The organism is Streptomyces sp. NPDC101194 (assembly GCF_044767885.1).
Classification (GTDB): Bacteria; Actinomycetota; Actinomycetes; order Streptomycetales; family Streptomycetaceae; genus Streptomyces.
Genome location: NZ_JBIWOS010000002.1, coordinates 451534 through 476902 on the forward strand (window position 1 = coordinate 451534; position 25369 = coordinate 476902).

25 protein-coding genes are annotated in these 25369 nt (G+C 70.7%); 16 read left to right on the top strand and 9 right to left on the bottom strand.

What is annotated here, in order from left to right; genetic code table 11:
* Positions 1-21 precede the first annotated feature (21 nt).
* Positions 22-882: an SDR family oxidoreductase gene (locus ACIRP2_RS08725; RefSeq protein ID WP_404247945.1), complete on the bottom strand. Its 861-nt coding sequence runs from the start codon at positions 880-882 to the stop codon at positions 22-24.
* Positions 883-990: 108 nt separating this feature from the next.
* On the opposite strand from ACIRP2_RS08725, the gene ACIRP2_RS08730 reads away from it, so the two are divergent.
* A complete protein-coding gene (locus tag ACIRP2_RS08730; protein ID WP_404247947.1) occupies positions 991-1413 on the top strand; it encodes a winged helix-turn-helix transcriptional regulator in 423 nt (140 codons plus the stop codon).
* Here the strand turns inward: ACIRP2_RS08730 and ACIRP2_RS08735 are convergent.
* From ACIRP2_RS08735 to ACIRP2_RS08760, 6 genes are all read right to left on the bottom strand, one after another.
* A complete protein-coding gene (locus ACIRP2_RS08735) occupies positions 1401-3356 on the bottom strand; it encodes an APC family permease (RefSeq protein ID WP_404247949.1) in 1956 nt (651 codons plus the stop codon). The genes ACIRP2_RS08730 and ACIRP2_RS08735 overlap by 13 nt on opposite strands.
* A 101-nt stretch (positions 3357-3457) precedes the next feature.
* The gene (locus ACIRP2_RS08740; protein ID WP_404247951.1) at positions 3458-4516 is read right to left on the bottom strand and encodes a 2-oxoacid:ferredoxin oxidoreductase subunit beta; all 1059 of its coding nucleotides are present in this window, start codon (positions 4514-4516) and stop codon (positions 3458-3460) included.
* Entirely contained in the window at positions 4509-6464 is a 1956-nt protein-coding gene (locus tag ACIRP2_RS08745) for a 2-oxoacid:acceptor oxidoreductase subunit alpha (protein WP_404247953.1), read from the bottom strand. The genes ACIRP2_RS08740 and ACIRP2_RS08745 overlap by 8 nt, the downstream gene beginning before the upstream one ends.
* Before the next feature lie 328 nt (positions 6465-6792).
* Positions 6793-7467, bottom strand: coding sequence for a LuxR C-terminal-related transcriptional regulator (locus tag ACIRP2_RS08750; RefSeq protein WP_404247955.1), 675 nt, complete (start codon positions 7465-7467; stop codon positions 6793-6795).
* A gap of 185 nt (positions 7468-7652) precedes the next feature.
* Positions 7653-9008 (bottom strand): sensor histidine kinase, encoded by a 1356-nt coding sequence (locus ACIRP2_RS08755; RefSeq protein ID WP_404247957.1) that lies wholly within the window; start codon positions 9006-9008, stop codon positions 7653-7655.
* Positions 9009-9408: 400 nt separating this feature from the next.
* On the bottom strand, positions 9409-10620 hold the full coding sequence (locus ACIRP2_RS08760) for a sensor histidine kinase (protein ID WP_404247959.1): 1212 nt from the start codon (positions 10618-10620) through the stop codon (positions 9409-9411).
* Positions 10621-10790: 170 nt separating this feature from the next.
* Here ACIRP2_RS08760 and ACIRP2_RS08765 point away from each other — a divergent pair, with 170 nt between their 5' ends.
* The 15 genes from ACIRP2_RS08765 (at position 10791) to ACIRP2_RS08835 (ending at position 23912) form a co-directional block, all read left to right on the top strand.
* Entirely contained in the window at positions 10791-11192 is a 402-nt protein-coding gene (locus tag ACIRP2_RS08765; RefSeq protein ID WP_404247961.1) for an NADH-quinone oxidoreductase subunit A, read from the top strand.
* Positions 11183-11860 (top strand): NADH-quinone oxidoreductase subunit NuoB, encoded by a 678-nt coding sequence (nuoB, locus tag ACIRP2_RS08770; protein WP_404247963.1) that lies wholly within the window; start codon positions 11183-11185, stop codon positions 11858-11860. Before ACIRP2_RS08765 ends, nuoB begins: the two co-directional genes overlap by 10 nt.
* Positions 11857-13038, top strand: coding sequence for an NADH-quinone oxidoreductase subunit C (locus ACIRP2_RS08775; RefSeq protein ID WP_404247965.1), 1182 nt, complete (start codon positions 11857-11859; stop codon positions 13036-13038). The genes nuoB and ACIRP2_RS08775 overlap by 4 nt, the downstream gene beginning before the upstream one ends.
* Entirely contained in the window at positions 13035-14003 is a 969-nt protein-coding gene (locus ACIRP2_RS08780) for an NADH-quinone oxidoreductase subunit H (RefSeq protein ID WP_404247967.1), read from the top strand. Before ACIRP2_RS08775 ends, ACIRP2_RS08780 begins: the two co-directional genes overlap by 4 nt.
* The gene (locus tag ACIRP2_RS08785; RefSeq protein ID WP_404247969.1) at positions 14003-14653 is read left to right on the top strand and encodes a NuoI/complex I 23 kDa subunit family protein; all 651 of its coding nucleotides are present in this window, start codon (positions 14003-14005) and stop codon (positions 14651-14653) included. Before ACIRP2_RS08780 ends, ACIRP2_RS08785 begins: the two co-directional genes overlap by 1 nt.
* Positions 14650-15213: an NADH-quinone oxidoreductase subunit J gene (locus ACIRP2_RS08790; protein WP_404247971.1), complete on the top strand. Its 564-nt coding sequence runs from the start codon at positions 14650-14652 to the stop codon at positions 15211-15213. The genes ACIRP2_RS08785 and ACIRP2_RS08790 overlap by 4 nt, the downstream gene beginning before the upstream one ends.
* Positions 15213-15617 carry an NADH-quinone oxidoreductase subunit NuoK gene (nuoK, locus tag ACIRP2_RS08795; RefSeq protein ID WP_404247973.1) on the top strand — a complete coding sequence of 135 codons (405 nt, stop codon included), beginning with the start codon at positions 15213-15215 and terminating at the stop codon, positions 15615-15617. The genes ACIRP2_RS08790 and nuoK overlap by 1 nt, the downstream gene beginning before the upstream one ends.
* On the top strand, positions 15614-17614 hold the full coding sequence (locus ACIRP2_RS08800; RefSeq protein WP_404247975.1) for an NADH-quinone oxidoreductase subunit L: 2001 nt from the start codon (positions 15614-15616) through the stop codon (positions 17612-17614). Before nuoK ends, ACIRP2_RS08800 begins: the two co-directional genes overlap by 4 nt.
* Positions 17615-17641: 27 nt before the next feature.
* Complete coding sequence (locus ACIRP2_RS08805; protein ID WP_404249406.1) at positions 17642-19192, top strand: NuoM family protein; 1551 nt, start codon at positions 17642-17644, stop codon at positions 19190-19192.
* Complete coding sequence (locus ACIRP2_RS08810) at positions 19189-20793, top strand: NADH-quinone oxidoreductase subunit N (RefSeq protein ID WP_404247977.1); 1605 nt, start codon at positions 19189-19191, stop codon at positions 20791-20793. The genes ACIRP2_RS08805 and ACIRP2_RS08810 overlap by 4 nt, the downstream gene beginning before the upstream one ends.
* A gap of 94 nt (positions 20794-20887) precedes the next feature.
* Positions 20888-21346: an MscL family protein gene (locus ACIRP2_RS08815; protein WP_404247979.1), complete on the top strand. Its 459-nt coding sequence runs from the start codon at positions 20888-20890 to the stop codon at positions 21344-21346.
* A 213-nt stretch (positions 21347-21559) separates the two neighbouring features.
* The gene (gene htpX / locus ACIRP2_RS08820) at positions 21560-22423 is read left to right on the top strand and encodes a zinc metalloprotease HtpX (RefSeq protein ID WP_404247981.1); all 864 of its coding nucleotides are present in this window, start codon (positions 21560-21562) and stop codon (positions 22421-22423) included.
* A complete protein-coding gene (locus tag ACIRP2_RS08825; protein WP_376210977.1) occupies positions 22420-22812 on the top strand; it encodes a YccF domain-containing protein in 393 nt (130 codons plus the stop codon). The genes htpX and ACIRP2_RS08825 overlap by 4 nt, the downstream gene beginning before the upstream one ends.
* Before the next feature lie 155 nt (positions 22813-22967).
* The gene (locus ACIRP2_RS08830; RefSeq protein ID WP_404247983.1) at positions 22968-23525 is read left to right on the top strand and encodes an SMI1/KNR4 family protein; all 558 of its coding nucleotides are present in this window, start codon (positions 22968-22970) and stop codon (positions 23523-23525) included.
* A 114-nt stretch (positions 23526-23639) separates the two neighbouring features.
* Positions 23640-23912, top strand: a complete 273-nt coding sequence (locus ACIRP2_RS08835) for a GlsB/YeaQ/YmgE family stress response membrane protein (protein ID WP_404247985.1) — start codon at positions 23640-23642, stop codon at positions 23910-23912.
* Between the two features lie 6 nt (positions 23913-23918).
* Here the strand turns inward: ACIRP2_RS08835 and ACIRP2_RS08840 are convergent, their stop codons facing one another.
* Both ACIRP2_RS08840 and ACIRP2_RS08845 read right to left on the bottom strand, forming a co-directional pair.
* The gene (locus ACIRP2_RS08840) at positions 23919-24587 is read right to left on the bottom strand and encodes an alpha-ketoglutarate-dependent dioxygenase AlkB family protein (protein ID WP_404247987.1); all 669 of its coding nucleotides are present in this window, start codon (positions 24585-24587) and stop codon (positions 23919-23921) included.
* Position 24588: 1 nt separating this feature from the next.
* Complete coding sequence (locus tag ACIRP2_RS08845) at positions 24589-25098, bottom strand: methylated-DNA--[protein]-cysteine S-methyltransferase (protein WP_404247989.1); 510 nt, start codon at positions 25096-25098, stop codon at positions 24589-24591.
* Positions 25099-25369: the final 271 nt, after the last annotated feature.

Genomic DNA, 25369 nt, shown 5'->3' on the forward strand with positions numbered 1-25369 from the left:
GAGAGCGGGGGTCCGGCGGAGTTACGCCGAGGCCACCGCGGCTGCCACCGTCTCGGCCAGCGGCGTCGTCGGGCGGCCGATCAGCCGGGCCAGGTCGCCGCTCGTCCCGGCGAGCAGCCCGCGCTCGATCGCCGCGTCCACGTCGACGAGGATCGCCGCGAAGCCCTCGGGCAGACCGGCGCCGACCAGGATCTCCTGGTGCACGGCGGCCGGCACGTTCTTGTACGTGATCTCCTTGCCGGTGGCCCGCGCGACCTCGGCGGCGTACTCCGTGAACGACCAGGCGACATCGCCGCTCAGCTCGTAGACCGTACCCAGGTGGCCCTCGCCGGTCAGCACGGCGGCCGCCGCGGCGGCGTAGTCGGCGCGGGTGGCGGAGGCGACCCGGCCGTCGCCCGCGTTGGCGACGACGGCGCCGTGCGCCAGGACGGGGGCGAGGTTGGCGGTGTAGTTCTCGGTGTACCAGCCGTTGCGCAGGAAGGTGTGCGGCAGTCCGGAGTCCAGGATCAGCTGCTCGGTGACCTTGTGCTCGGCGGCCAGCTGGAAGTCGGCGTCGGGGCCGCCCAGTACGCCGGTGTACGCGAGCTGGGCGACGCCCGCCGCCTTGGCCGCCTCGATGACGGCGGTGTGCTGCGGCACACGCCTGCCGACCTCGCTGCCGGAGATGAGCAGGACGCGGTCACCGGCCCGGAAGGCGTTCTCGAGGGACTTCGGACGGTCGTAGTCGGCGACGCGGAGCTCGACGCCGAGGGCGGCGAGCGGGGCGGCCCTCTCCTCGTCGCGGACGACGGCGGCGATCTCGTTCGCGGGCACGGTGGTGAGCAGCTGGTCGACGACGAGGCGGCCGAGCTCTCCGGTGGCTCCGGTGACAACGATGCTCATGGGGGGTTCTCCTCTTCGGTGGCACTGGTCCTTGTTCGGTCCGGTGTCACTCACTCTACGGAGTGCACTAACCAATCGAAAGTACCCACTTTGAAGTAAGGTACTGGCATGAGCGTGAGTGACCTGAACCGGAAGCCCGACGTGAACCGCCAGATGTGCCCCTCCCGGCTGGTGCTCGAACATGTCACCAGCCGCTGGGGCGTGCTGGTCCTCGCCGCCCTGCTGGAACGCTCGTACCGCTTCAGCGAGCTGCGACGCGAGGTCGGCGGCGTCAGCGAGAAGATGCTGGCCCAGACCCTCCAGACGCTGGAGCGCGACGGCTTCGTGCACCGGGACGCGAAACCGGTGATCCCGCCGCGGGTGGACTACTCGCTCACCGGGCTGGGCAGGGAGGCCGCCGAGCAGGTGTGGGCGCTGGCACGCTGGACGGAGCGCCGCCTGGACGCCGTGCAGACGGCGCGCGGGACCTATGACCGGCAGAAGGCGCGCGAGGCGCAGGACGCCCGGGAACCCCAGGGTCAGTCCGGCTGAGGCGACCGCCCCTCCTCCAGCGCCCGCAGGGCCCGCGAGACGTCGAACGGCAGGATCGTCACCGCCACGTGCGGCAGCTGCGCCAGCGTCTTCGCCATCTGCTCGCCCGTGCCCCGGTGCAGCAGCTTTCCGAGCACATTGCTGTAGGTCCGGCGGGGCACCAGCACCGTCAGCCAGGTGTCCCCGTCCTCCGTGGTGCGGGACGCCAGCTCCTTCATCGCGTGGCGCAGCCGCCGGTCCGGGCACTGCACCAGCTCCAGCGAGACGGATGTGGCGTCCGTCGCCTCCCAGCGGGCGGCCAGCCGTCTGCCGTACGCCTCGTCGATCGCGAAGTGCACCGCCCGGATCTCGTCCGGGCGCAGTTCATGGGCGTACCGCAGGGCCTTCAGCGTCGCCAGGTCGAGCGTCTCCACGAGGACGAAGACCAGATGGCGGCGGTAGCGCGCCCGGTCGGCGCCCGGAGCATGGATGCTCTGCAGCGCGGCGGCCTCGTGCCGGTACTCGCGGTTGATCCGCGTCAGCGCCCAGACCCCGAGCGGGAAGACCACCACGACCAGCCAGGCGCCCTCGGTGAACTTGGTGACCGCGAAGATCAGCACGACGGCGGCCGAGCTGGCCGCGGCGAGCCCGTTGACCGCGATCTTCAGCCTGCGGTACGGCTCCCGGCGCCTCAGGTGGTACGCGGTGAGGCCGGCCCCGGCCATGGTGAAGGCGGTGAACACGCCGATCGCGTACAGCGCAACCAGCCGGTCCACGCTGGCGCCGGTCACCAGCAGCAGTGCCAGCGAGACGACGGTCAGCGCGATGATGCCGTTGGAGAACGCCAGCCGGTGCCCACGCCGGGTCAGCATCCTCGGCAGGAACCGGTCCGCGGCGACGAAGCTGGCGAGGTACGGGAAGCCGGTGAACGGGGTGTTGGCGCCGGTGTACAGGACCAGCGCGGTCGCCAGCTGCACGAAGACCAGCCCGACCGTCCCGAGCGGGCCGCCGCCGAACGCGAGATGGGCCTCCTGCGCGATGACGGTCGGGGTGCCGTCGGTGTACGGGACGGCATGGGTGAAGTGGGCCAGCGTGGAGACACCGAGGACGAGGATGCCCAGGACCACGCTCATGGCGACGAGGGTGCGGCGGGCGTTGCGGCCCTGGGGTTCACGGAACGTGGAGATGCCGTTGGAGATCGCTTCGAGCCCGGTGAGCGACGAGCCGCCGTTGGCGAACGAGCGCAGCACGATGAAGAGCGAGGCGCCGTACAGCCAGCTGTTGCCCGGGGTGCCGAGCGGCACGACCCCGTCGGCGTGCAGATCGGCGCGCGGCAGCTCACCGGTGAGCCCGCGCAGCGCGGCGACGAGCAGGATGAGGCCGACGGCGGTCATGAAGAGATAGGCGGGCAGTGCGAAGGCCCGGCCCGCCTCGCGGACCCCGCGCAGGTTCCCGTACGCGAGCAGCACGATGACGGCGACGGAGACCGGCAGCTGGAGATGGTCCAGGCCGGTGAAGCCGTTGCCGATCAGATGGGCGAGCGAGATCAGGGCGTTGGTGCCGGCCGAGACCTGCACGGCGACGGTGACGATGTAGTCGACCAACAGCGCCACGGCGGCGATCTGCGCGACGTTGGGCCCGAAGTTCTCCCGGGCGACGACGTACGAACCGCCCGCCCGGGTGTAGATCATCACGACATCGCTGTAGCAGAGGGTCAGCAGCAGCAGGACGAGCAGGATCGCGCCGGTCACCGGCATGAGCAGGGTGAAGGCGGCGGCGCCGACGACGGGCACGAGGACCCGGAGCATCTCCTCGGAGCCGTACGCGGACGAGCTGATGCAGTCGGAGGCGAGCACCCCGAGCGCCGTCCGGTTGTCGAGCTTCTCCTCGCTGATGCGCTCGGTGGTGAGCGCTCTGCCGAGCAGACGCCGCTTGATGCGGTACGCGGGGCGGTCCAGGGCCATGGCCACATGGTGCGCGGTGCCCGGTCGCACCCCCGGCCGCAAACGCCGGACGGGCCGAAATTCAGCCCGTCCGGCGAGGTGAGGCACCCCTGGTGCGTCGGCTAGCCGACGACCGTCCAGTTGTCGTTGCCCGCGAGCAGTGCGGCCAGGTCGCCCTTGCCGTTCTGTTCGACGGCGGTGTCGAGCTGTTCGGCCATCTGTGTGTCGTAGACCGGTCGGTCGACGCTGCGCAGTACCCCGATGGGGGTCTGGTGCAGGGTGTCGGGATCGGCGAGCCGGGACAGCGCGAAGGCCGTGGTGGGGCTGGCGGCATGGGCGTCGTGGACAAGGACCTGCGACCGGTTCTCCTCCGTGACCGTGACGACCCTGAGGTCTCCGGTGGCCGGGTCGCGCACCACACCCTTGTCGTCGTCCGCGCCGAAGAGGATCGGCCGGCCGTGCTCCAGCCGGATGACGGCGTTCTGTGCCTGGTCCTTGTCCTTGAGGATCTCGAAGGCGCCGTCGTTGAAGATGTTGCAGTTCTGGTAGATCTCCACCAGCGCCGTGCCCGGGTGGTCGGCCGCCGCGCGCAGCACGCTCGTGAGGTGCTTGCGGTCGGAGTCGATGGTGCGGGCGACGAAGGACGCCTCCGCGCCGATGGCCAGGGACACCGGGTTGAAGGGGGCGTCGAGCGAGCCCATCGGCGTCGACTTGGTGATCTTGCCGATTTCGGAGGTGGGGGAGTACTGGCCCTTGGTGAGTCCGTAGATCCGGTTGTTGAAGAGCAGGATCTTGAGGTTCACGTTGCGGCGCAGCGCGTGGATGAGATGGTTGCCGCCGATGGACAGCGCGTCGCCGTCGCCCGTGACGACCCAGACGGACAGGTCGCGGCGGGAGGAGGCGAGGCCGGTGGCGATGGCCGGGGCGCGGCCGTGGATCGAGTGCATCCCGTAGGTGTTCATGTAGTACGGGAAGCGGGAGCTGCAGCCGATGCCGGAGACGAAGACGATGTTCTCCTTCGCCAGTCCGAGCTCGGGCATGAAGCCCTGTACGGCGGCGAGGACCGCGTAGTCACCGCAGCCGGGGCACCAGCGCACCTCCTGGTCGGACTTGAAGTCCTTCATGGACTGTTTGGCCTCGGCCTTGGGCACCAGTTGGAGAAGTTCGTTGGTGTCAGGCATCGATGGCCTCCTTGAGAACCGTCGCGAGCTGTTCGGCCTTGAACGGCATACCGTTGACCTGGTTGTAACTGTGCGCGTCGACGAGGTACTTGGCCCGGATGAGCGTGGCGAGCTGGCCCAGGTTCATCTCCGGCACGACCACCTTGTCGTAACGCTTCAGCACCTCGCCGAGATTCCTCGGGAAGGGGTTGAGGTTGCGCAGATGGGCCTGGGCGATCGGGTGCCCCGCGGCGCGCAGCCGGCGGACGGCGGCGGTGATGGGGCCGTAGGTCGAACCCCAGCCCAGCACGAGCGTCCGCGCGTCGGCCGGGTCGTCCACGTCGAGGTCGGGGACCTCGATGCCGTCGATCTTGGCCTGGCGGGTGCGGACCATGAAGTCGTGGTTGGCGGGGTCGTAGGAGATGTTGCCGCTGCCGTCCTGCTTCTCGATGCCGCCGATGCGGTGTTCGAGGCCGGGGGTGCCGGGGATCGCCCACGGACGTGCCAGGGTCTGCGGGTCGCGCTTGTACGGCCAGAACACCTTGGTGCCGTCGGCCAGTTCATGGTTCGGGCCGGTGGCGAACCGGACGCGCAGATCGGGCAGTTCGTCGATCTCGGGGATCTTCCACGGCTCGGAGCCGTTGGCGAGGTAGCCGTCGGAGAGCAGGAAGACCGGGGTGCGGTAGGTCAGCGCGATCCGGGCGGCTTCGAGCGCGGCGTCGAAGCAGTCCGCCGGGGTCCTCGGGGCGACGATCGGGACCGGGGCCTCGCCGTTGCGCCCGTACATCGCCTGGAGCAGGTCGGCCTGCTCGGTCTTGGTGGGCAGGCCGGTGGACGGGCCGCCGCGCTGGATGTCGATGACGACCAGCGGCAGTTCGAGGGAGACGGCGAGCCCGATGGTCTCCGACTTCAGGGCCACACCCGGCCCGGAGGTCGTCGTCACCGCGAGGGATCCGCCGAACGCGGCGCCCAGCGCGGCACCGATGCCGGCGATCTCGTCCTCGGCCTGGAAGGTGCGTACACCGAAGTTCTTGTGCTTGCTCAGCTCGTGCAGGATGTCGGAGGCCGGGGTGATCGGGTACGAGCCCAGGTAGAGCGGCAGATCCGCCTGTCGGCCCGCGGCGATCAGACCGTAGGACAGCGCCAGATTCCCGGAGATGTTGCGGTAGGTGCCGGTCGGGAAGGTCTGCGAGGCCGGCGCCACCTCGTAGCTGACCGCGAAGTCCTCCGTCGTCTCCCCGAAGTTCCACCCGGCCCGGAACGCGGCCACGTTCGCCTCGGCGATCTGCGGCTTCTTCGCGAACTTGGCGCGAAGAAACGCCTCGGTTCCCTCGGTCGGCCGGTGGTACATCCAGGAGAGCAGCCCGAGGGCGAACATGTTCTTCGAGCGCTCGGCCTCCTTGCGGGAGAGCCCGAACTCCTTCAGCGCCTCGATCGTCAGCGTGGTCAGCGGCACCGGATGGACGTTGTACGCCTCCAGCGAGCCGTCCTCCAGGGGACTGGTCTCGTAGCCGACCTTCGCCATCGGGCGTTTGGTGAATTCATCGGTGTTGACGATGATTTCGGCGCCGCGCGGCACATCGCCGAGGTTCGCCCTGAGGGCGGCCGGGTTCATCGCGACCAGGACGTTCGGGGCGTCGCCCGGCGTCAGGATGTCGTGATCGGCGAAATGCAGCTGGAACGAGGAAACCCCCGGCAGGGTGCCTGCGGGGGCGCGGATCTCGGCGGGGAAGTTCGGCAGCGTGGAAAGATCGTTCCCGAAGGAAGCGGTCTCCGAGGTGAACCGGTCACCCGTGAGCTGCATACCGTCTCCGGAGTCACCCGCGAAACGGATGATCACCCGGTCCAGACGGCGGATCTCCTTCTCGCCGGCGCCCGCGTGACCGGGGCGGGGGGCACGCTGTCCCCCGACGAGCGCCTCGCTGGCCTCATCGGCCTGTTCGGCTGGGCTACTGACCTGGCTGGTCACTGAACTGGACCTCCCTCGGGGCGGCGGCTCGGGACCGGCCGGCCCGCCGGCGGTCCCAAGGCCCACCCTACGTCGGTAAGGGTCGCCTTCCCTGGATCGATCATATGGTGGACGTTGTTTTGAGACGCGATTTGATAGCGATTTGTCATGTTTCGCAAGCCCCCCAGCCGTTCGATGAAGACGCTGTGCACTCATTCTTTGGTTCTAGGACCCCGGGGCGCTCTTCGACGGCCGGGATCCCGGTCGCCGCGGTGGCCGATGCCGGCCCCCGCGGTGACCTCGGTGATGCGCGCGACCCGCGTCAGATATCTGACAGAGTGTCAGCTCTTCAGGAGTTCAGGTAGGTCAACACCGCCAGCACCCGGCGGTGATCCCCGTCACTGGGCGACAGGCCCAGCTTCAGGAAGATGTTGCTGACATGCTTCTCCACGGCGCCGTCGCTCACCACCAGCTGCCTGGCCACCGCGGAGTTCGTCCGCCCCTCCGCCATCAGGCCGAGCACCTCGCGCTCGCGCGGCGTCAGCCCGGCCAGGACGTCCTGCTTACGGCTCCGGCCCAGCAGCTGCGCCACCACCTCCGGGTCCAGCGCCGTACCGCCCTGCGCCACCCGGACCACGGCGTCCACGAACTCCCGGACCTCGGCGACCCGGTCCTTCAGCAGATACCCCACGCCCCGGCTGGACCCGGCCAGCAGCTCGGTCGCGTACCGCTCCTCGACGTACTGCGAAAGGACCAGCACCCCGATCCCGGGATAGTCCTTGCGCAGCCGTACGGCCGCCCGTACGCCCTCGTCGGTGTGGGTCGGCGGCATCCGCACGTCGGCGACCACCACATCGGGCAGCGCGTCCTGCCCGGCGAGATCGCGCACCGTCTTGATCAGTGCCTCGGCGTCCCCCACCCCGGCGACGACGTCATGCCCGAGATCGGTCAGCAGCCGGGTGAGCCCCTCCCGGAGCAGTACCGAATCCTCGGCGATGACCACCCGCACCCTGTCCTCCACCATGACGCTGTTTCCCCCACTGTTCGCTGGTTCTGCCCGTACGGCTTCCAGCATCCCAGTATCGACAGCGCGGTGCCCCCGGCGGCCGTACCGGCGCGGAATCGAGCCGGTGCGGCAGCCGGGGACGAGGAGCGGCGAAAGCCGCTGCGACCTGGGGTTCTCCCGTCACGTTGCCCTGCGGGGTGTGCTCAGCCGCGCCACGGCAACTCGGCCGTGATCCGCGTCGGACCGCCCTGCGGCGAATCCACGACGAGGACGCCGTCCACGGCTTCCAGCCGCTCGGCCAGCCCGGCCAGCCCGCTCCCCGACGACACGTCGGCTCCGCCCTGCCCGTCGTCGACGACCTGGACCAGCAGTCGGTCCGCGGTCCGCCACACGTCGACCGACGCATGGGTCGCGCGGGCGTGCTTGCTCACGTTCTGCAGCAGCTCCGAGACCGTGAAGTACGCGATGCCCTCGATGGCCTGGGCGGGCCGGGACGGCAGATCCACCTCGACCGTCACGGGGACGGTGCAGCGGGAGGCGATGGCGGAGAGTGCGGCGTCGAGTCCGCGGTCGGTGAGGACGGCGGGGTGGATGCCGCGGGCGAGGTCGCGGAGTTCCTGGAGGGCGACCTTGACCTCGCCGTGGGCCTCGTCGACCATCCGGGCGGCTGCCTCGGGGTCGTCGGTCAGCTTCTCCTTCGCCAGGCCCAGGTCCATGGCGAGGGCGACGAGGCGGGCCTGTGCGCCGTCGTGCAGGTCGCGCTCGATGCGGCGCAGGTCGGCGGCGGCCGTGTCGACGACCACCCCGCGGTCCGACTCCAGCTCCGAGACGCGCGTCGCCAGTCGGGAGGGCCCGAGCAGCCCGGCCACCATCAGCCGGTCCACGCTCGTCAGACCACGGATGATCCACGGGGTGACGAGGACGAGCACCAGGCCGCACACACTGGTCGCGGCCAGCTCGAAGGAGGAGTCCAGGTAGACCTGGTGGGTCTTGTCGCCGTACAGCTGAATGCCGTCGATCCCCACGTACGAGGGAAAGACCCAGTGCCACAGCGGGTAGGTGAAGGTGGCCCACCCGCACGTCCAGAGCGTCAGCGAGACGGTGAAGGCGAAGACCGCCCAGGGGAAGTGCAGCAGCGCGTAGAGCAGATGCCGCCAGGAGACCCCGCTCTTGAGGACCGCTCCCACCCAGGGCATCAGGCCGCCGGTCCTGCCGCGCGCCGGTGCGGGGTCCGCCACGTCCAGCCTCAGCAGCCCGCGCGCCCGTGCCCGCTCCAGTGCGCCGAACCCCCGGCACATGACCAGCGTGCCGGCCAGTATCGGGATGCCGAGAAAGGTGATCAGCAGGCCGGCGCTCAGGGACGTCAGGGCGATCGAGAAACTGAACAGGACCACGCTGATCGGCAGGCTCAGCAGCAGATAGCCGAACTCGCGCCAGGTCCTGCCCTCCAGCGGCGCGCGCAGCGCGGCCGGGAAGAAGTGCTTCTCCGGGGGGTGGTTCCCGAAACCGGCTCCGGACCGCTGGTGGTCCCGAGTGTCCGGTCCATATGCCGTGGCCATGGGTGCTGTCCGTTTCTTCTCGGCGGTCCGAGATGCGGTCGGGGGTTCGTGCTCCGGGTTCCCCGGGGTCCCGGGCTCCGGCCTTCCGAGGTCCGGAGTTCCGGGGCGGTGGCCGGTGCCCGGTGATTCCGGGCTCCGGCCGCTCCCTCAAGGGTGCTGGGCCGGGGGCCGGCGCACCATGAGGGCGGTATCCGTCTTCGACCGGGGGTTTTCCCCACCCGGCGGCGCGGACGGGGAGTGTCCGCCCCGGAGAGCTTGCCGGACCGGGCGGGATCGTGCCGGGCCGGGCGGGACGGGGCAGCCCCGGGCGGGCCGGGACGGGCGCGGCCCAGGGCCTGGGCCGGTCCGGCACGATCCCGCCGGTCCGGATCAGGTGGGCCCGGGGCGTGCCGGGCCCGCCCTACGGGCGCCCGGCCGCCCGGGGGCGGTTCGGCTCCTTCTCCGCCCCCCGGTCCCGCCAGGGCAGTTCCGCGGTGACCGTGGTGGGCCCACCGACCGGTGAGTCGAGGACGAACAGCCCGTCGACGGCACCCAGCCGTTCGGCCAGCCCGGCCATGCCCGTGCCGCCGTCCATCCGGGCTCCGCCCTGCCCGTCGTCGACGACCTGGACCAGCAGTCGGTCCGCGGTCCGCCACACCTCGACGGACGCCGAACGGGCGGCGCTGTGCTTGCTCACGTTCTGCAACAGCTCCGAGACCGTGAAGTACGCGATGCCCTCGATGGCCTCGGCGGGCCGGGACGCCAGATCCACCCCCACCGTCACGGGGACGGTGCAGCGGGAGGCGATGGCGGAGAGCGCGGCGTCGAGTCCGCGGTCGGTGAGGACGGCGGGGTGGATGCCGCGGGCGAGGTCGCGGAGTTCCTGGAGGGCGACCTTGACCTCGCCGTGGGCCTCGTCGACCATCCGGGCGGCTGCCTCGGGGTCGTCGGTCAGCTTCTCCTTCGCCAGGCCCAGGTCCATGGCGAGGGCGACGAGGCGGGCCTGTGCGCCGTCGTGCAGGTCGCGCTCGATGCGGCGCAGGTCGGCGGCGGCCGTGTCGACGACCACCCCGCGGTCCGACTCCAGCTCGGCGATCCTGCGCTCCAGCTCATTGGAGGGCGACAGCAGCCCGCGCGCCATCGCCCGGTCGGCATTGGCGAGGAATCGCGCGATGAAGGGGAGCACCGGCCACAGCAGGAAGAAGCTCACAAAGGTCACGACGAACGTGAGTACGCCCCAGGGCAGCCGGATGAAGCAGTACAGCACCGCCCGCCAGCCCACCGGGTCCGCGAGGCTCGACCACAGCCAGGGGAAGAAGCCCTGCTCGCGGCGTGACATGACCGTCGGGCTGGGCTCGTCGATCCACACCCCGAGCATCGCCCGCGCCCGGCCCCGCTCGGCCCGGCCGATCAGCCGCGCTCCCTGCAGGCCGGCGGCGAGCAGAGGGAGACCGATCACCGTGACCGCGAGCCCCACGCCGATGCCGATCATGACAACTGTGTAAACAAACCCGGCCAGGGCCATGGGGAGGTCGGCCAGGAGATGGCCGATCTCCTTCCATGTCCACCGATCGAGGGCGAAGCGGGCGGGCTGCGGCCGGTCGTTGTCGGGCACCAGTGGGCTCATGGTCATGGGCCCCAGCCTGCCGGGCGGCGACCGCGCATGCCATGGGGCTCGTGGGTGGCGTGAAGTAGGGATAACCCCACCCGTTGTCCGATGCGGCTGCTTACCCTCCCTTTAGCAGGGCCTAGACTCCCGTGCGTACAGATCGTCGAACGGGTTCGAGGGAGCGAGGGACGGACGTGGCGGATCTGCTGGAATCGACCGTTCTCGCGTCGGACTACTTCCACGGCTATTCCGTGGTCGGACTGCTCGCCGTGATCGGTGTGCTGTTCGTCGCGGTGGCCTTCGGGGCCGGCCGACTGCTGCGCCCCGTGGTTCCCACGCCGGAGAAACTCCTGACGTACGAGTGCGGCGTGGACCCGGTGGGTGAAGGATGGGCACATACCCAGGTCCGTTATTACGTCTATGCCTTCCTGTACGTGATCTTCGCCGTCGACTCGATCTTCCTGTTTCCGTGGGCGACCGTATTCGCCGCTCCCGGATACGGGGCGACGACTCTGGTGGAAATGTTCATCTTCCTCGGTTTCCTGGCCGTAGGACTGCTCTACGCATGGAAGAAGGGCGTCCTCGAATGGACGTGACGAGCCCGCCGCCCCCCGAGCGCCACCCCGCGACGCGACCGGGGACGGAGCCGGTGCCCGGGGTGGGGCCCGAACCGCAGCCCGTTCCGACGTTCCTGCCGGAGCCCAAGCGGCTCGGCGTCCTGTCGCGCCTGGCCCCGGAGCCGATGAAGGTGGTCCTGAACTGGGGCCGCCGCTACAGCCTCTGGGTCTTCAACTTCGGGCTCGCCTGCTGCGCCATCGAATTCATCGCCGCGTCCATGGCCCGGCACGACTTCATCCGGCTCGGTGTGATCCCCTTCGCGCCCGGTCCGCGCCAGGCCGACCTCATGATCGTTTCCGGCACGGTGACGGACAAGATGGCCCCGGCCGTGAAGCGGCTGTACGAGCAGATGCCCGAGCCCAAGTACGTCATCTCCTTCGGCGCCTGCTCCAACTGCGGCGGCCCGTACTGGGACTCGTACTCCGTGACGAAGGGCGTCGACCAGATCATCCCGGTCGATGTCTACGTACCCGGTTGCCCGCCCCGGCCCGAGGCGCTCCTCCAGGGCATCCTCAAGCTCCAGGAGAAGATCGCCCGTGAGTCGCTGGGCGAGCGCTACGCGTCGGGCGGCGGCCGTCCCTCCACCGCCGCACTGCGCAGCGGCCTGGTGGCCGCCCCGCCGACACCGGGGGAGGACCGCACATGACCGACGCCTCTGCCGTCGACGCCTACGACCGCCTCCCGGACGCCGCGGCCGAGCTCTTCGGCGAAGGAGCGACGGCCGAGTCGGCGTACGACCTGCTGACCGTCGACGTACCGGCCGCCTCCTGGACCGCCGCCCTGGAAACGGCCCGCGACGTGTTGGGCTGCACCTATTTCGACTGGCTGAGCGCGGTCGACGAGCCGGGCACGGGCTTCCGCGTCTGCGTCCACGTCGCCGCCCTGGCCGAGGGCAGGGTCCGTCGGCTCCTGATCCGTACGACCGTCGCGCACGACGCGGCGGTCCTGCCCACCGCCATCGACATCTACGCGGGCGCCGCCTGGCACGAGCGCGAGACACACGAGATGTTCGGCATCGGCTTCGAGGGCCACCCGCATCTGGTGCCGCTGCTGCTGCCCGAGGGCTTCGAGGGCCATCCGCTGCGCAAGGACTTCGTGCTGGCGGCACGTGTCGCGAAGGCATGGCCGGGTGCGAAGGAGCCGGGCGAGTCGGAGCACGGCGGCCCGAAGCGGCGCACGATGCTGCCGCCCGGCGTCCCCGACCCGAACGAATGGGGCCCCCTGAAGGGCCAGCTCCCGCCCGCCCCGTCCCGGCCGGCCCGTACCCCGCGCGCGGCGGGTGACCGCCCGGTGCGTCGCGCCCGCAGTGTGAGCGAGGGCTCGGCGAGCCAGCAGCCGGAGCCGGCGGCGCCGACGGCCGGGTCCACGCCCCCCGCAGCCCCGCGCCGTGCCCGGAGCGCGTCGCAGGGCTCGGCGAGCCAGCGGCCCGAGCAGGAGAAACCGGCCACGACCGGACCGGCCACGACCGGACCGGCCGCATCCGGGACGACACCGATGGGATCGGCCGCGGACCGGGAAGCCCGGAGCCGGGCTTCCCGGGACCAGTCAGGTCCGGGCGGAGCAGGTCCGGACGGGCCGGCCCCGGAGCCGTCGCGGAAGAAGCCGACGCCGAAGCAGGGAAGCGGCGACGCCCCCTGGCACCACGCCCGCCCGGCCTACGACGCCATCCCCGAACCCGAACCGTCCTCCACCGACGCCCCCGAACCCGAGCCGTCCTCCGCGGACACCCGCGACGAGACGGCCCCCGACCAGCCCACCACCCCGGCCCCGGATCCCACGTCCGAGCCGCACCCCGACCGTCCTTCCGGAGGCGATGACGTGTGAACGACGTACTCGACGTCGCCCTCCGGCTCGTCATCGTCTTCGCCGTGTTCATGGTCCTCCCGCTCGTCGTGGGGCAGACCGAGCACAAGGTGATGGCGCATATGCAGGGCCGCCTGGGACCCATGTACGCGGGCGGCTTCCACGGCTGGGCCCAGCTCGTCGCGGACGGTGTGAAGTTCGCGCAGAAGGAAGACATCGTCCCGGCCGAGGCCGACCGCCGCGTCTTCCAGCTCGCACCGGCCGTCTCCCTGCTTCCCTACCTCCTCGTGCTCGTGGCCATCCCGATCGGCCCCGGGGAGAGCGCGGTCGGACAGGTCGTCGACGCGGGCATCTTCTTCGTGCTCGCCGTGATGGGCGTCGGAGTGCTGGGCTCGCTGATGGCGGGCTGGGCCTCGGCCAACAAGTTCTCCCTCCTCGGGGGCCTGCGTACCGCCGCCCAGCTGCTCGCCTACGAACTGCCGATGCTGCTCGCCGCCGCGTCCGTGGCCATGGCGGCCGGCACCGTCTCCCTCCCGGGCATCCTCGACGCCTTCGAGTGGTGGTGGCTGCCCTGGCAGATCGTCGGCGCCCTGGTCTTCTTCGTGGCCGGGCTCGCCGAGCTGCAGCGCCCGCCGTTCGACATGCCGGTCGCCGACTCGGAGATCATCTTCGGCGCGTACACCGAGTACACCGGCCTGCGCTTCGCGCTGTTCCTGCTGGCCGAGTACGCGGGCATCGTCGTCCTGTGCGCACTGACCACCGTCCTCTTCCTCGGCGGCTGGCACGGCCCGTTCGGTGCCGACGGCCTCGGCTGGGTCTGGACGCTCCTCAAGACCGCGGTCCTCGCCTTCGTCGTCATCTGGCTGCGCGTGAGCTATCCCCGGCTCCGCGAGGACCAGCTGCAGAAGCTCGCCTGGACCACCCTCATTCCGCTCGCACTCGCGCAGATCGCGCTCACCGGCATCGTGAAGGTGGCGATCAACTGATGGCCGAGCCGCTCCCGACCCCCCGGCCCCGCATCCCCGGCTCCGGCCTGGCCAAGGGCCTGGCCGTCACCCTGCGGACGATGACGAGGAAGACGGTCACCGCGCAGTACCCGGACGTCCAGCCCGAGCTCCCGCCCCGCTCCCGCGGCGTCATCGCCCTGTTCGAGGAGAACTGCACGGTCTGCATGCTCTGCGCCCGTGAATGCCCGGACTGGTGCATCTACATCGACTCCCACAAGGAGACGGTGCCCGCCGCCACGCCGGGCGGCCGCGAGCGCAGCCGCAATGTCCTCGACCGTTTTGCGATCGACTTCTCGCTCTGCATGTACTGCGGTATCTGTATCGAGGTGTGTCCCTTCGACGCACTGTTCTGGTCGCCGGAGTTCGAGTACGCGGAGACGGACATCCTCGAACTCACCCATGAGCGCGACAAGCTCCGCGAGTGGATGTGGACGGTGCCGGAACCGCCCGCGCTCGACCCGGGCGCGGAGGAACCGAAGGAGATCGCCGCCGCCCGCAAGACGGCGGAGAAGCTCGAAGCCCAGCGGATCAAGGAAGCCGAACAGGCCCGGCAGGCACAGGAAGCCGAGCAGGCGCAGGAAGCCCAGCAGTCCCAGCAGGTCACGACGGAAGAAGAGGGGGAGGAGTGACACTCGCAGCCACCGCGGCCCACTCCGCCCACTCCGGCTTCCTCTCACCGACCGGCATCGAGATCGCTTTCGTCCTCGTCGGCATCGCCACCCTCGGCGCGGCCCTCGTCACCGTCACGACCAAGCAGCTGGTGCACGCCGCCCTCTGGCTGGTCGTGGCGCTCGGTGGTCTCGCCGTCGAGTACCTCCTGCTCACCGCGGAGTTCATCGCCTGGGTGCAGGTACTGATCTATGTCGGTTCCGTGGTCGTCCTCCTGCTCTTCGGACTGATGCTCACCAAGGCCCCCATCGGCCGCTCCCCGGATGCCGACTCGGGCAACCGCTGGGCCGCCCTCGGTGTGGCGACGGCCGCCGCCGGCACGCTCGTCTGGGTCGTCGTCGACGCCTTCCGCACCACCTGGATCGACCTGGACGGACCGGCCCGGGGCTCGACCGAGGCGACCGGTTCCTTCCTCTTCCGGCACTGGGTGCTCCCGTTCGAAGCACTCTCCGTCCTGCTGCTCGCCGCCCTCGTCGGCGCGATCGTCCTGTCCCGCAAGCGCGGTAAGGAGCAGAGCTGATGCACCTCGCCTATCCCGCCGTGCTCGCCGCCCTCCTCTTCTGCACCGGGCTGTACGGAGTGCTCGCCCGCCGCAACGCGATCCTGGTCCTGATGTCCGTCGAGCTGATGCTCAACGCCGTCAACCTCAACCTGGTCGCCTTCGACGTCTGGCTCCGCGACACCCTCCACTCAGGCCAGGCCCTCACGCTGTTCACCATCGCCATCGCCGCCGCGGAGATCGGCATCGGTCTGTCGATCGTCCTCGCCGTCCACCGCAACCGCGGCAGCTCCGACGTCGACCGCCTCCGCGACACCGCCGAGACCGACGCCGCCGAATCCCTTCCCGGCGACGAGGCCATCGGCACCGAAGACCAGGCCACTGCTGCGGCAGGGAAGGCAAAGAAGGCAGAGGCCACCGCGTGACCACCACGACCCTCGCCGTCCTCGTCCCACTCCTTCCGTTCCTGGGCGCCGCGGCCGGTCTCCTTCTCGGACGCCGCGCGCCCGGCTACGTACGCCCCCTGGCCGTACTGCCCACGCTCACCGCCTTCGTGCTCACCGCCGTCATCGCCTCCCGTCAGGGCGGCGGGCGGGCCATCGACGCGGCGACCCGGCTCACCCCCACCGGCTCGGTCCCCATCGACCTCGCCCTGCACCTCGACGGCTTCGCCGTTCTCGTCGCCGTCCTGGTGGGACTCGTCGCGACCTGCGTGCAGATCTACTCGACCGCCTATCTGCGCGACGACCCCCGCTACCCCTCGTACGCGGCCCTCGTCTCCCTCTTCACCTCCGCCATGCTGCTCGTCGTCTACTCCGGCGACCTGATGGTGCTGCTGGTCGGCTGGGAGATCATGGGCATCTGCTCGTACTTCCTCGTCGGCCACTACTGGGAGACGGCCGAAGCCCGCGCCGCCTCCCTCAAGGCCTTCCTGGTCACCAAGCTCGGCGACGTCCCCTTCCTGATCGGCCTGTTCGCGCTCGCCGCCGACACCGGCTCGTTCCGCATCACCCGCATCCTGGGCGCCGTCGCGAACGGCGGTCTGGACCACCCCACGCTCATCGCCCTGCTGCTCCTCGCGGGCGTCGCAGGCAAGTCCGCCCAGTTCCCCCTGCACACCTGGCTGCCCGACGCGATGGCCGGCCCGACCCCCGTCTCCGCGCTGATCCACGCCGCGACGATGGTCGCCGCCGGCATCTACTTCGTGGCCCGGCTCCTGCCCGTCTTCGCCCAGTCCGGCGCGGCCCTCGTCGTGCTCGCCGTGATGGCGGCGATCACGATGATCGGCTCGGGACTCGCCGCCCTCGCCCAGGACGACATCAAGCGCGTCCTCGCGTACTCGACGATCGGCCAGCTCGGCTACATGTCCGGCGCCCTGGCCGTCGGTGATCGCGGCGCCGCCGTCTTCCACCTCCTGTCCCACGGTGCGTTCAAGGCCGTCCTCTTCCTCGCGGCGGGCGTCGTCATCCACGCCGCCGGGACCAACTCGCTCGCCGCCATGTCCCGCATGGGCGGCCTGGCGAAGCGCATCCCGGACGCCTGCTGGACGATGACCGTCGCCCTTCTCGCGCTCGCCGCCATCCCGCCGTTCGCCGGCTTCTTCTCCAAGGAAGCCGTCCTCGTAGCCGCCGAGCACACCGCGCTCGGGGACCGGCACGTCGCCCCGGCCGCCGCCGGCTGGACCGTCCTGGTGGCCGGACTGCTCGCCGCCGTCCTCACCGCCGCCTACGCCACCCGCCTCTGGCTCCTCGCCTTCCGGGGTCGCGGCGCCGAAGCCCCCGATCACGGCAGGCAGCCCGTCGCGATGACCGCCGTCCTCTGGGTCCTCGCCGTCCCCACCATCGCCTTCGGACTGACCGTCGGAGCGATCACCGACTGGTTCGACGGGCACAGCCTCAGCCCGTCCCTGACCACCGCCGTCCTCTCCACGGGCGTCGGGCTCGCCGGCGGCCTCGTCACGTACGGCGCCTGGCGCCACACCTCGGCGCTCGCCGCCCGCACCCCGGCCGGCATGGTCGTCGCCCACCCCGACGCCGAACCCGCCCTCGTCGAAGCCCAGGCGATGACGGCCCACACAGCCGCCTACGGCGCGGACGGAGAGGTTCCCGACCCGGCCGACCCGGGCCGCCTGCTGCTCGGCCCGCTGCACCGCCACGCCGCCGCCGGCTTCCACCTCGACGCCCTGTACACGACGCTGTTCGTCCGCCCCGTACGGGCCGCGGCGAGTCTCGTCAGCTTCCTGGACCGTGAGGTCGTCGAGACATACGTACGCGGCTCGGGCACCGGCGCCCGCTGGCTCGGCACCGCCGTCCGCCGCGCCCAGACCGGCAATGTGCAGACCTACCTCGGCGCACTCCTCGCCGGTTCCCTGGTCCTGGCGGTCGCCGCCGTCGTCTTCGCCACCATCAACGCCGGGTCGTGAGCCGTGATCGATATCAGCGCATCCGTGATGCAGTTCCTTCTCGCGTTCATCGTGGTCGCCCCCCTCGTCGGCGCCGTGGCCGCGCTGCTGCCGGCCCCGCCCGGACTGAAGGGATCCAGCCCCGACCAGGCCGTGCTCCGCCACGGTGTGACCGTCACCGGCGCGATCCTTCTCGCCACGATCGTGCTGGCCGTCGGCTTCGACCACGACCATCCGTCGAAGATGCAGGCCACCACCGACATCAGCTGGATCCCGGCGCTCGACGTCCGCATCCATCTCGGCGTCGACGGCATCTCGCTCCCCCTTCTCGTGCTGACCGCGCTGCTGACCTTCCTCTGCGCCCTCTACAGCTACTTCAAGATGCCTGCGGGCCCCTCCCCGAAGGCCTTCGTCGCACTCGTCCTCGTCCTGGAGTCCGGCACCCTCGCGACCTTCGCCGTCCTCGACCTGCTGCTGTTCTTCCTGGCGTTCGAGATGGTGCTCATCCCGATGTACTTCCTCATCGCCCGCTGGGGCGGTGCCGCGAGGCAGGCCGCCGCCTGGAAGTTCATCCTCTACACACTGCTCGGCTCGGTGATCATGCTGCTGGGCCTGCTCCTCATCGGGCTGAAGAGCGGCACCTTCGACATGGTGGCACTCGCCACTGACAACGGCCGGGGCCTCACCTCGTCCGTGCAGGTCATCGCCGTTCTGGCGATCGGTGTCGGGCTCGCCGTGAAGACCCCGATGTGGCCGCTGCACAGCTGGCTCCCGGACGCCCACACCGCCGCCCCGACCGTCGGATCGGTCCTGCTGGCAGGCGTCCTGCTGAAGATGGGTACGTACGGATTCGTCCGTATCCTGCTTCCCATCGCCCCGGACGGGATGCACACCTTCGCGCCCTACCTCGCCGCCTTCGCCGTCGTCGGCATCGTCTACGGATCGCTCGCCTGCCTCGCGCTGGTCCGGCCGGGCTCCAAGGGCGATCTCAAGCGCCTGATCGCCTACTCCTCCGTCGGACACATGGGCTTCGTGCTCCTCGGCATCGCGAGCATGACCCCCACCGGAGTCAACGGCGCGCTCTTCGCCAACATCGCCCACGGCCTCATCACCGGCCTGCTGTTCTTCCTGGTGGGCGCGGTCAAGGACCGGTACGGCACCGCGGACCTCGACACCCTCTCCGGCGCCACCGGGGCCGCGCTCTACGGCCGTGCGCCCCGCCTCGGCGGCCTCCTCGCCTTCGCCGCCGTCGCTTCCCTGGGCCTGCCCGGACTCGCCGGTTTCTGGGGCGAGATGCTCGCCCTGTTCGGCTCGTTCGACCCGGCCGAGGGTCTCAGCCGCCCCGCCTTCCTCACCTTCATGTCGATCGCCGCGTTCGGCACCCTGCTCACCGCCGCGTACATGCTCCTGGTCGTGCGCCGGGTCTGCATGGGCGAGAAGCGCGAGGAAGCGCACCGGATCGCCGACATCCAGGGCTACGAATTCGCCGCCTGGACCCCGCTCGTCGCCCTCACCGTCCTCGCCGGCCTGTGGCCCGCCGTCCTCCTCGGCCTCACCGACCCCGCCGTGCAGAAGCTCCTCGCAGGAGGCAAGTCGTGACCACAGCCGTCGTTCCCCCGGGCGTCGTCACCACAGCGGCCGAGAACACCACCAGCCTCGTCCAGTCCGTCGACTGGCTCGCCATCGCGCCCCCGGTCGTCGTCGCGGCCGTCGCCCTGATCGTCCTGGTCGCCGACCTCTTCCTCCCCGAGGAGCGCAAGCCGCTCCTCGGGTGGGTCACCATGGCCGGACTCGTCGCCGCACTCGCCCTCCTCGTCCCGCTGCGCGACGGAGACCGCTCCACCTTCTGCCTGACCGCCGCGGCCACCGGCACCGGTGGCACCGGGGCCTGCAGCTACACCGCCGACCACTTCGCCCTCGTCATCCAGGCCCTGGTGCTCGGCGGCGCCCTGCTGACCGCCCTGCTCTCCCTCGGCGACACACGCAGGCTCCCCGCAGGCGAGTTCTGGTTCCTCCTGCTGTCCTCGGCGTCGGGTGCGGCGCTCCTGCCCGCCGCCCGCGACCTCGCCACCCTCGTCGTCGCCCTCGAAGTCGCCTCGCTGCCCGCCTTCGCCCTGGTCGGCATGAAGCGCGGCGACCGGCGGTCCTCCGAAGCCGCGCTGAAGTTCTTCCTCTCCTCCGTCGTCGCGACCGCCGTCATGCTGCTCGGCGTCAGCTTCGTGTACGCGACCACCGGCACCCTGCACCTCACGGAGATCGCCACCCGGCTCGACGACGTGCCGGGGCAGCTCGACACGCTCGCCCAGGCGGGCGTCGTCCTCACCCTGGTCGGCTTCGCCTTCAAGACGGCCGCCGCGCCCTTCCACTTCTGGGTGCCCGACACCTATGTCGGCGCCCCCCTGCCGGTCGCCGCCTACCTCTCGGTCGTCGGGAAGGCGGTCGGCTTCTCCGGCCTCATCCTCGTCACCGTGATCGCGTTCCCGGCGTACGCCGACGTCTGGGGACCGGCCCTCGCCGTCCTCGCCGCGCTCACCATGACGATCGGCAACGTGGCCGCCCTGCGCCAGGACGCCACCCGCGTCCGCAGCGCCGTACGCCTGCTCGCCTGGTCGTCCGTCGCCCAGGCCGGCTACCTCCTGGTGCCGATCGCCGCCGCCGCGTACTCCAGTGACGAGCACATCGGCTCCACCGTCGCGTACGCCCTCATGTACGCCGTCGTGAACCTCGGCGCCTTCGCGGTCGCCGCCCTCGTCGCCCGTACGAGCGCGGGGAACCGGCTCTCCGACTACCGCGGCCTGTACGCCACCCGCCCCCTCGCCGCCCTGGCGATGGCCTTCTTCCTGCTCTGCCTGGCCGGCCTGCCGCCCGGCATCGTCGGCCTCTTCGCCAAGGTCACGGTGTTCTCCGCGGCCGTCGACGCCGGACTCGGCTGGCTCGCCGTCGTCATGGCCGTCAACGTCGTGATCGCGCTCTACTACTACCTGCAGTGGACCGCCGCGCTCTTCCGTTCCCCGGAGGAGGTCTCAAAGGACGCAGCCGCACCCGTGGCGGAAGGCGGACCCGCGGGCGCCGCCGTTCCCGCCGGGCTCCGCGCCCCGGCCCACCTCACGCTCGCGATCGGCCTCACCGCCGTCGTCGGCGTGCTGCTCTCCGGTGCCCCGCAGACGGTCCTCAGGTTCGCCGCCGTCAATCTTTTCTGACGTTCCCAAGATCGGTTTGCCCGGCGCCGCCCGCACAGGGCAAGGTCATGCCCGCACATCCCCACCCGCACCCATTTCCAGAGGAGCAAGAGCAGTGCTGAACGGGTTCAAGGACTTCATCCTGCGTGGAAACGTCATCTCCATGGCCATCGGGCTGGCCGTGGGAGCCGCGTTCACCGCAGTCGTCACCGGATTCAGCACCGCCTTCATCACGCCGCTGATCGGGCTCGCCACCGGCTCCGTCGGCGACTTCAGCTCGGCGGAGTTCTCGATCGAGGGCGCCATCTTCCCGTACGGGAAGTTCCTGGCCGCCGCCATCGCCTTCCTGATCACCGCTGCGGTGCTCTACTTCGGTGTCGTCGTTCCCATGACGAAGGTCCAGAGCCGCTTCTCCAAGGTGGACGAGAAGGTCGACATCAAGGCCGCCGTGCGCGACTGCCCCCGCTGCTACACCGAGATCCCGGCCATCGCCTCGCGCTGCGCCCACTGCACCAGCGAGATCGAGCCGGACCCCGAGGCCCTCGCAATCGCCGGCCTGCCCGCCCAGCGCTGAGCCACCGGGCACGGGCCGTCGCACGCGGCCCCTCCACTCGTACGGCCCAGAGCCCGATCCGGCCGCATATGCCGGACAGGCCCGGTTCCACGGCCGCACGCACAAGGGAACTAGCTCTCCTCGCCTGGCGTTGACCTGTACGGGAGGCTCCACTGGGGGAGTGGAGACCACCAAGCAAAGGGTTCCCCTGCCGCACCACTTGGAGGGCGTACCGTGCACCGCCGGCACAACGGGCTGAAAACCGCCGTACTCCTCGGGGGACTGTCCGCACTCATCATCGTCATCGGAAGCTTCTTCGGACGTACGGGCCTGATCGTCGCGCTCCTCGTAGCCGTCGGCACCAACGCCTACGCGTACTGGAACAGCGACAAGCTGGCGCTCAGGGCCATGCGGGCCCGCCCCGTCAGCGAGTTCGAGGCGCCACAGCTCTACCGCATGGTCCGCGAGCTCTCGACAGCGGCCCGTCAGCCCATGCCCCGGCTCTACATCTCCCCGACGCAGGCCCCCAACGCCTTCGCCACCGGCCGCAACCCGCGCAACGCGGCGGTCTGCTGCACCGAGGGCATCCTGCAGATCCTGGACGAGCGGGAGCTGCGCGGAGTCATCGGGCACGAGCTGAGTCATGTCTACAACCGCGACATCCTGATCTCGTCCGTCGCCGGAGCACTCGCCTCCGTCGTCATGTTCCTGGTCAACTTCGCCTGGCTGATCCCGGTGGGCCGGTCCAACGACGACGAGGGGCCCGGCATCCTGGGCATGCTGCTGATCATGATCCTCGGGCCATTGGCCGCGTCCGTCATCCAGCTGGCCGTGAGCCGTTCCCGCGAATACGAGGCGGACGCCTCGGGGGCCCAGCTGACCGGCGACCCACTGGCCCTCGCCAGCGCCCTGCGGAAACTCGACGCCGGCACGAAACAGCTCCCGCTGCCCCCCGAGCCGAGGATCGAGACCGCGAGCCACATGATGATCGCGAACCCCTTCCGTCCCGGCCAGGGCATGGCCAAGATGTTCTCGACACACCCGCCGATGGCGGAGCGCATCGCCCGACTCGAGCAGATGGCAGGTCATCGCCCGTGAAGACAATCCTGAACGTCATATGGCTGGTCCTGTGCGGCTTCTGGATGTTCCTCGGCTACATGGCCGCAGGACTCCTGCTGTGCATCACGATCATCGGCATCCCGTTCGGTCTCGCGGCCTTCCGCATCGGCGTCTACGCCCTGTGGCCCTTCGGCTACACCGTCGTCGACCGCCGGGGCGCGGGCGCGCCCTCCTGCGCGGGCAATGTCCTGTGGCTGATCCTCGCGGGCTGGTGGCTCGCCCTCGGACACATCACCACCGGCATCGCCCTGTGCATCACGATCATCGGCATCCCGCTCGGCATCGCCAATTTCAAGTTGATCCCCGTCTCCCTGATGCCCTTCGGCAAGGAGATCGTCCGGACGGACCAGCAGTTCGCCGGCTGGTAGGACGCCGGTTTCCCGTCGACGGGAGAGGTGCCGAAGGGAAAAGGGCCGCCGGTAGGGACGCCGCGAACGCCGTCGGGAACCGCGAGCACGCCGCCAGGAGGCGCACGCGCCGACGGCCCCGGCCGATTGTCAGTGCCGTCGTTCACCATGAACCCATGACCGACACCGAGCAGTTGCTGGCAGTCGTGGAGAAGACCGCGCGCACCACCCCTCGCTGGGAGAAGAACCCCCTTCCGGCGCCCCTTTCCGCCGAGGCCGTCGCGCGTGCCGAAGCCGCCCTGGGGTTCACGCTGCCGCCCTTGCTCACCGCGCTGTACACCCGGATCGCCGACGGGGGCTTCGGTCCGGAGTACGGTCTGCTCCCGCTGATCGGCGACCGGGCCGCGGACGGGGAGGAGTCCGCCGTCGCGCAGTACCTCGCCCACCGCCGAGCCGCGGCCGAGGAGGACGGCTGGCCGTGGCCCGAGGGAGTCCTGCCGATATGCAGCCTGGGATGCGGGATGTACTCCTGCGTGGACTGCCGCAGCGAACGCACCACGGTGCTGCTCTTCGAGCCGAACGCCGACGAGCCGGAGCACGCCTGGTACGTGGATCAGCCGGATCTCGCCCAGTGGCTGCGCGGCTGGCTGGACGGCACCGCCTGGTACTGCGAGGAGTCCGAGGACGAAGGGGCAGAGATGGCCCCCTGGCCGGATTTCAGCGCCCGCGTATGACCTGAGGGCGGCCGGAGCACGGCCCGGCCGCCGACCGCGACCGTTCGTTCGCAACCGTCCGACCGGCAGGAACGTCTTGGATTCCAAGACCGAGTGACGGGTAGGTTCGCACGCATGAGCATTATTGGTTGGATCATTCTCGGACTGCTTGCCGGCGCCATCGCCAAGGTCCTGCTCCCGGGCCGCGACCCGGGCGGCCTGGTCGGCACCACCCTCATAGGGATCGTCGGTGCCTTCCTCGGCGGCTGGATATCCTCGCGCTTCCTCGACCGCCCCATCTCCAACGACTTCTACGACACGGCCACCTGGATCGCGGCCATCGGCGGTTCGCTGGTCCTGCTGATCCTCTACCGGCTGCTCTTCGGGAACTCCCGCGAACGTCGTTGACCCCCGTCAGGGCCCGGGAGCACCCAGCCCGGTCTCGCGCAGGGTCAGATTGAGCCGGCCACGACTCAATCCCGTCGCCGGATCGGCCGTCCCGGGGCAGACCTTCGGTACACCGTGGAACGCGAACCGCGAAGGTCCGCCGAAGACGAACAGGTCGCCGGAGGCCAACTCCACGTCCGTGTAGGGCCTTCCCCGGTTCTCGGTGTTCCCGAAGCGGAAGACGCACGTGTCGCCGACGCTGAGCGACACCACCGGAGCGCCGGACCGCTCCTCCTTGTCCTGGTGCATGCCCATCCGGGCCGAGCCGTCGTAGAAGTTGATGAGGGCGGTGTCCGGTGCGTACGTCCGCACCGGGCCCTCGCCCCCGTATGCCTCCCGCAGAGCCTCCCGTCCCAACTCCGCGAGCCACTCGGGCAGTTCGGCGACCCGTGCCCCGTTCACGTCGTCGGCCGTACGCGAGTACCGGTACGGCTGCCAGTGCCACCCCAGGCAGACCGTCTGTACGGACATCACCCCACCACCTGGCAGCACGGTGTGCCGCAGGGGCACGGGCCCCCGCGCCCATTCCCGGCAGGCCGCCACCAACTCCCGTTGGCGCTCCGGCGACAGCCACTCGGGCACATGCACGGCCCCCGGCGCGACGACGGCCCGCGGCCTCGGGAAGAGCCCGGACATGTCAGCGCACCGCCAGGGCGCCTTCCAGCCCCAGAAGCTGTTCCTTGCGCTCCACGCCACCCGCGTAACCCCGCAGCGTCCCGTCGGCGCCGATCACCCGATGGCACGGCCGTACGACCAGCAGAGGATTGCGCCCGATCGCCGTCCCCACGGCACGTACACCCGCCCCCGGCGTACCGATCCGTTCGGCGATCTCTCCGTACGACACGGTCTCCCCGTACGGGACGGTGTCCAGAGCGGCCCAGACGCGTCGCTGGAAATCGGTGCCGAGCCCTTCCGCGGGGACGATGTCGAACCGGGTCAGCCGCCCCTCGAAGTACTCCCGGAGCTGTTCGGCGATCCCCGCGAAGGCCTCCGGCGCGTGGACCCATCCGTCCTGGACGACCGCGGCGCCCTTCTGGCCGGGAAGCGAGAGCGAGGCGAGGGCGACCCCGCCGACCGCGCCGGGGGCCTCCTCGCCGACCAGCAGCAGTTCACCCAGCGGGCTGTCGACCGTTGCGTACATGGTCATGACTCGTCCCTCTCCTTGCCCGTCACGGCCGGAAATCGACAGGATCGTCGTCCGGTACGGACAAGTCTGCGTCCCCCGCTCCGGCGCGACCGGCGGTATTCGGACATCGCGTCCCGGGCGCGGGGTGGGGGGGGGCCCCCCCCCCCCCCCCCCCCCCCCCCCCCGCCCCGCCCCCCCCCCCCCCCCCCCCCCCCCCCGCCCCCCCCACCCCCCCCCCCCCCACCCCCCCACCCCCCCCCCCGCGGGGGGGGGGGGGCCGGCGGGGGCGGGC

Coding starts and splice junctions, on each gene's coding strand:
- ACIRP2_RS08725 (WP_404247945.1), bottom strand. CDS start 882: ATGAGCATCGTTGTCACCGGAGCCACCGGAGAGCTCGGCCGCCTCGTC.
- ACIRP2_RS08730 (WP_404247947.1), top strand. CDS start 991: ATGAGCGTGAGTGACCTGAACCGGAAGCCCGACGTGAACCGCCAGATG.
- ACIRP2_RS08735 (WP_404247949.1), bottom strand. CDS start 3,356: ATGGCCCTGGACCGCCCCGCGTACCGCATCAAGCGGCGTCTGCTCGGC.
- ACIRP2_RS08740 (WP_404247951.1), bottom strand. CDS start 4,516: ATGCCTGACACCAACGAACTTCTCCAACTGGTGCCCAAGGCCGAGGCC.
- ACIRP2_RS08750 (WP_404247955.1), bottom strand. CDS start 7,467: ATGGTGGAGGACAGGGTGCGGGTGGTCATCGCCGAGGATTCGGTACTG.
- ACIRP2_RS08755 (WP_404247957.1), bottom strand. CDS start 9,008: ATGGCCACGGCATATGGACCGGACACTCGGGACCACCAGCGGTCCGGA.
- ACIRP2_RS08760 (WP_404247959.1), bottom strand. CDS start 10,620: ATGACCATGAGCCCACTGGTGCCCGACAACGACCGGCCGCAGCCCGCC.
- nuoB (WP_404247963.1), top strand. CDS start 11,183: ATGGACGTGACGAGCCCGCCGCCCCCCGAGCGCCACCCCGCGACGCGA.
- ACIRP2_RS08775 (WP_404247965.1), top strand. CDS start 11,857: ATGACCGACGCCTCTGCCGTCGACGCCTACGACCGCCTCCCGGACGCC.
- ACIRP2_RS08785 (WP_404247969.1), top strand. CDS start 14,003: ATGGCCGAGCCGCTCCCGACCCCCCGGCCCCGCATCCCCGGCTCCGGC.
- nuoK (WP_404247973.1), top strand. CDS start 15,213: ATGCACCTCGCCTATCCCGCCGTGCTCGCCGCCCTCCTCTTCTGCACC.
- ACIRP2_RS08805 (WP_404249406.1), top strand. CDS start 17,642: ATGCAGTTCCTTCTCGCGTTCATCGTGGTCGCCCCCCTCGTCGGCGCC.
- ACIRP2_RS08830 (WP_404247983.1), top strand. CDS start 22,968: ATGACCGACACCGAGCAGTTGCTGGCAGTCGTGGAGAAGACCGCGCGC.
- ACIRP2_RS08835 (WP_404247985.1), top strand. CDS start 23,640: ATGAGCATTATTGGTTGGATCATTCTCGGACTGCTTGCCGGCGCCATC.
- ACIRP2_RS08840 (WP_404247987.1), bottom strand. CDS start 24,587: ATGTCCGGGCTCTTCCCGAGGCCGCGGGCCGTCGTCGCGCCGGGGGCC.
- ACIRP2_RS08845 (WP_404247989.1), bottom strand. CDS start 25,098: ATGACCATGTACGCAACGGTCGACAGCCCGCTGGGTGAACTGCTGCTG.